The sequence below is a fragment of the Acinetobacter sp. A3 genome (assembly GCF_012371415.1).
In the GTDB taxonomy this organism is placed as follows: Bacteria; Pseudomonadota; Gammaproteobacteria; order Pseudomonadales; family Moraxellaceae; genus Acinetobacter.
On sequence record NZ_JAAZQW010000074.1, the window covers coordinates 1 to 4,801 of the forward strand.

General features: G+C 39.4%; 4 protein-coding genes. 3 read left to right on the forward strand and 1 reads right to left on the reverse strand.

What is annotated here, in order from left to right:
• Window positions 1–193 precede the first annotated feature (193 nt).
• A complete protein-coding gene (locus HHA42_RS13120; RefSeq protein WP_168526831.1) occupies window positions 194–877 on the reverse strand; it encodes a TIGR04219 family outer membrane beta-barrel protein in 684 nt (227 codons plus the stop codon).
• Window positions 878–1,053: 176 nt separating this feature from the next.
• On the opposite strand from HHA42_RS13120, the gene HHA42_RS13125 reads away from it, so the two are divergent.
• The 3 genes from HHA42_RS13125 to HHA42_RS13135 all read left to right on the forward strand — a co-directional run bounded on the left by HHA42_RS13125 (window position 1,054) and on the right by HHA42_RS13135 (window position 4,608).
• Window positions 1,054–2,496 carry an aldehyde dehydrogenase family protein gene (locus HHA42_RS13125; protein ID WP_168526833.1) on the forward strand — a complete coding sequence of 481 codons (1,443 nt, stop codon included), beginning with the start codon at window positions 1,054–1,056 and terminating at the stop codon, window positions 2,494–2,496.
• 515 nt (window positions 2,497–3,011) lie between these two features.
• On the forward strand, window positions 3,012–4,496 hold the full coding sequence (locus HHA42_RS13130) for a sodium-dependent transporter (RefSeq protein ID WP_168418354.1): 1,485 nt from the start codon (window positions 3,012–3,014) through the stop codon (window positions 4,494–4,496).
• Between the two features lies 1 nt (window position 4,497).
• Entirely contained in the window at window positions 4,498–4,608 is a 111-nt protein-coding gene (locus HHA42_RS13135) for a methionine/alanine import family NSS transporter small subunit (protein ID WP_168418353.1), read from the forward strand.
• The last annotated feature ends 193 nt before the right edge of the window (window positions 4,609–4,801 follow it).

Below are 4,801 nucleotides of genomic sequence, written 5' to 3' on the forward strand. Positions count from 1 at the left end.
CAGAAGTGAAACCTCTTCGCGCTGATGGTAGTGTGGGGTTACCCATGTGAGAGTAAGTCATCGCCAGCTCATTATTCAAACACCCTCAACTAACGTTGAGGGTGTTTTTTTATGCATAAAATAAAATGTTAAGAAGAATAAAAAACCCTTAAATATAATTTAAGGGTTTTAAACTTATATGAATATCAAATACTTAGAAATGTGCTTCTAAGCCTAAATATGGACCTTTAAACTCTAATTGAGTTTCTTGGTTGGAATCTTGATTCAGTTTAATGTCTAAGATGCGATAACCCGCTTTTAAACCGACATCCACCAGAATCGCATCAATAAAGTTATACTTAATTTCTGCTTGAGCATCACGCACTTCATTGTCACTATTTTTAGCGTAATTGGCTTCAGCTTTAGCACTTAATCCTGTAAATGGTAACTTTACTGCAGCTTCAGCATACAGCATTGGCAAAGTTTCACTGACTTCCTGAGTTTGGAACAGATTAGATTTTAAATCACCCTCAATGAGTTTAGCGCCAATCCCAACATCTGCTGCAACAATATTATCTAAAATTTCATAATATAAAATGAAATCTGAATAGTCTAAATCGAGCTGATGGGTTTTTACACCTGCAACACTTTGTTCACTTTCGGCCTGTAAATTGGTGTGTTTAATTTTTGCATTGGGCAAAAATGGCACAGGATGCTCGACTGAAACGCTAAAAGGTAGGGCATAATCATCATCAAGCTCAGGTGAGAGTTGCGTTTGAGTCCAGTCTGTACTGTATTTCCAGTAATCTAGGCTGGCTTTTACACCAATGATATCGGCATGTGCAAATGAACAGCCAGCAAGGCTGAGTGCTAAAGCAAAACGTGGTATGGTGATCATAAGAACTCTAAAATTTTGTAGACATCATTTTGTCGTGATTGGATTTAAATTGTGATTTTGCATAGGATGTCTATATCTTATGCGCTATTGTCCAATTTAGTGCATCATACATTTTCTTGAATGAAAATTCTTGCAAAAAATACAGCCTATTCGTGTCAAAAACAGAGGATTTTAGTATGCAAAATATCAATCATCCCGTGGATTATCCGCTTTATGTGGCCAGTAAAGCGCTAGAAACAGGGCAATGGTTAGACGTTCAGCATAAATATTCTCAAAAATTGTACGCTCGTGTTGCACTTGCAGATGCCAAAACGCTGGAAAAAGCCATTCGTGCTGCGGTAAAAGCAGAAGCTGAAATGGCAAAATTACAGCCTTTTCAAAAGCAAAAAATTCTGCTGCATTGTGTGCAGCGTTTCCAAGATATGCGTGAAGAATTGGTTGACATTCTAATAGCTGAAGGTGGAAAGCCACGCATGGCTGCAATGGCAGAGGTGGAGCGTTTAATTAATACCTTCCAAATTGCGGCAGACGCTGTATCGCAATTAGATGAAGGGCGCATTTTGCCTTTGGCTGTGACGGCTGCTGCTGCAAATTATCAAGGGATGGTCAAGCATGTGCCGATTGGTGCAGTATCTTTAATTAGTCCGTTTAATTTTCCACTGAATTTAACTGCACATAAAATTGCGCCTGCCATTGCAGCAGGTTGTCCTTTTGTACTGAAACCTGCCAGTGCTACCCCTATTTCAGCATTAAAAATTGCAGAAGTGTTAGCAGAAACAGATTTACCTAAAGGTGCTTTTTCGGTATTGCCTTGTGAGCGGGAACAAGCGGATGTTTTAGTGACCGATGACCGTTTTAAGCTGTTGAGTTTTACGGGTTCAGATGTTGTGGGTTGGGATATGAAAGCCCGTGCAGGCCGTAAAAAAGTGACCTTAGAATTGGGCGGCAATGCAGCAGTGATGATTGAACCTGATACAGAATTGAATGATGCGCTGATCAATCGTCTCATTGGCGGGGCATATAATCATGCAGGGCAGGTGTGTATTAGTGTGCAACGTATTTTAGTGCATGCAGATATATATGCTGATCTGAAAAAGAAAATGGTCAGCCAGCTGAAAAAAATCAAAGCGGCAGACCCAGATTTAGACACGACGCTAGTTGGCCCAATGATTAAGACTTCTGAAGCGCAGCGTCTGAAAAAATGGGTCGATAAGGCAGTGAAGAAAGGTGCGAAAATGTTGGTCGGTGGGGAACTCAAAGGGGTGATGTTTGAGCCGACTTTATTGGAACAGGTCGATCCAAACTTAGAAGTATATAAAGATGAAGTCTTTGGGCCAGTTGCCATTTTGGAAAAATATTCATCTTTTAAACAAGGGATTGCGCGTATTAATCAAAGCCGTTTTGGTTTACAGGCAGGTGTGTATACAAAGAGTCTGGACAAAATGCTGTATGCATGGGAGCAGTTGCAGGTGGGTGGTGTGATTATTAATGATATCCCATCCTTCCGCGTGGACAATATGCCTTATGGTGGCGTGAAAGATTCAGGTTTAGGGCGAGAAGGGATTCAATCTGCCATTCGTGATATGCAGGAAGAACGTTTATTGGTAATTAAGCGTTAAGGCATTGCTCTTTTTTGTGTAATTTACCTAGCGCTGTAGTGATTTAAAAACGACTTCGGCGCTGCTTAGAATGAATGAAAAGTAAAATAATCAGAACAAGCTAAAAAACACATTTCAAATAGTTATATTATTTATAACTAAAAAATCAAGTCGAAATGGAATGGAATTTGAACGTTTGATTAAAAAAGTGCATATAAAAAGCATCTTTCTGAGCAGAATTTACAGAAAAATTGTTCAAAAATGAGTATTGTTAAGCCATACAAAAGCGCAATATTTTGTAAAAACTTTAAGCAAGATTTTCTGAATATTTCGCTGTTTGATCTTTAGATCATGACGCTCACAAGGTGTAACTCTAAAGCAAACACCCAGATTTTCATTTTTTGCAGAATATTTTTTGTATGCGCTAAAGTACCGTTATTTAAGTAAATTTAAGCTAATGAAAAAGCAGGTTTATTTATATAAAAGGTTAAAATTAAAAACAAGCAGTAAAAAATATTCTGAAGTTTAGGTGTTCTATGACAGATTCTCGAGAGAGTTGGTCCGCACGATCAGGCTTCATTATTGCAGCCATTGGTTCTGCGGTCGGGCTAGGCAATATTTGGCGTTTCCCTTATGTTGCGTATGAAAATGGTGGCGGCGCATTCTTAATTCCGTATTTAATTGCGATCTTTGCCGCAGGTTTGCCATTGTTGTTTTTGGACTATGCAGTCGGGCATAAGTACCGTAAAGCACCACCAACGGCTTATAAAAAGCTGATGAACAGCGAATCACTTGGTTGGTGGCAAGTGATGGTGACTTTGTTGATTGGGATTTACTATGCCAGCGTGTTGTCTTGGGCGGGCAGCTATATGTTCTATTCCATTGGTCAACAATGGGGTGCAGATACAGAAAAATTCTTCTTCTCGACCTATTTGCAAAATGGTGAAGGCTTAGCTTTCGGTTTTGTACCGACTTTATTTATTGGATTAGTCATCGTGTGGACGGTGGTGATGTTCATTTTATATGGTGGGGTCAAAAAAGGGGTGGAGCTGTCGAATAAAATCTTTATGCCATTGTTGGTGATTTTATTCTCCATTTTGGTGATTCAAGCTTTACGTTTACCTGGTGCGGTAGATGGCTTAAATGCTTTCTTTACCCCAAACTGGGAAGCAATGGCGAACTATAAAGTTTGGTTAGCTGCCTTTGGTCATATCTTCTTCTCGCTTTCAGTCGGATTCGGGATCATGCTGACCTATTCATCTTACTTAAAGCGTAAAACCAATTTGACAGGTTCTGGCTTGGTGGTGGCATTGGCCAACTCTTCATTTGAAATTCTAGCGGGTATTGGTATTTTTGCTGCGCTTGGTTTCATGGCCTACAGCGCTGGTTCATCGGTAGATGAAGTAGTTTCTGGTGGTATTGGTCTTGCGTTTATTGCATTCCCAAAAATTATTTCAAGCCTCGGTGCAGGTGGCGATCTATTCGGTTTCTTGTTCTTTGCTTCATTGACCGTTGCTGGTGTGACTTCAATGGTGAGTATTCTACAAGTCCCTATTGCTGCTTTCCAAGACAAACTGGGTTGGTCTCGTAAACGTGCAGTGACCATTATTGCAGGTGGTTCGGCGATTATTTCAACCCTGTTATTCTCTACCCACAGCGCAATTACTTTTGTAGACATCATTGACTACTTTGCCAATAACATTGGTATTGTCGGTGGTGGTTTATTGTCAATTATTTTGGTGACTTGGTTCCGTCGTCCATTGCTTAAAGAACTGCAAACACATGTCAATCAATACTCAAGCATCAAATTGGGTTGGGGGTGGAATTTTCTCTTAACTGTAGTCACACCACTTTCTTTATTGGTTGCTTTAGGTTTAACCCTTAAATCTATTTTTGCAGAAGGCTATAGTGGCTATCCATTACATATTTTACTCACCGTGGGTGGGGGTACAGTGCTGCTATTTGTAATTGGTGCAGTAATGCTTAGCCGTTTAAAAGACCACGACGCAGCGGAGAAATAATATGAATACATCGGCAATTGTGATGTTGCTCATTTCAACTGTGGTGCTATGGGGTGGATTGGTCTTAGCGATGATTCATCTGATTAAAAACCCAGATGAACTGGAAGACTAAACTTGAGATGAGGATGTACAAGTGCTTTATGCCAAGTACATCCTGAAGTTTAAAAAAGTCAAAAAATAACCCTTGAATCGATCAAGGGTTATTTTTTTGAAAAGAGTGATTGATATCAAATAATTATATTGACAAATATAGTCAAACACATACAATTTAGGTATTAAATTTTAAAAAAACTTGCAATGAAATA

Bases quoted from the DNA above. Each gene is read 5' to 3' on its own strand.
- HHA42_RS13120 (WP_168526831.1), bottom strand. From the start codon at position 877: ATGATCACCATACCACGTTTTGCTTTAGCACTCAGCCTTGCTGGCTGT.
- HHA42_RS13125 (WP_168526833.1), top strand. From the start codon at position 1,054: ATGCAAAATATCAATCATCCCGTGGATTATCCGCTTTATGTGGCCAGT.
- HHA42_RS13130 (WP_168418354.1), top strand. From the start codon at position 3,012: ATGACAGATTCTCGAGAGAGTTGGTCCGCACGATCAGGCTTCATTATT.
- HHA42_RS13135 (WP_168418353.1), top strand. From the start codon at position 4,498: ATGAATACATCGGCAATTGTGATGTTGCTCATTTCAACTGTGGTGCTA.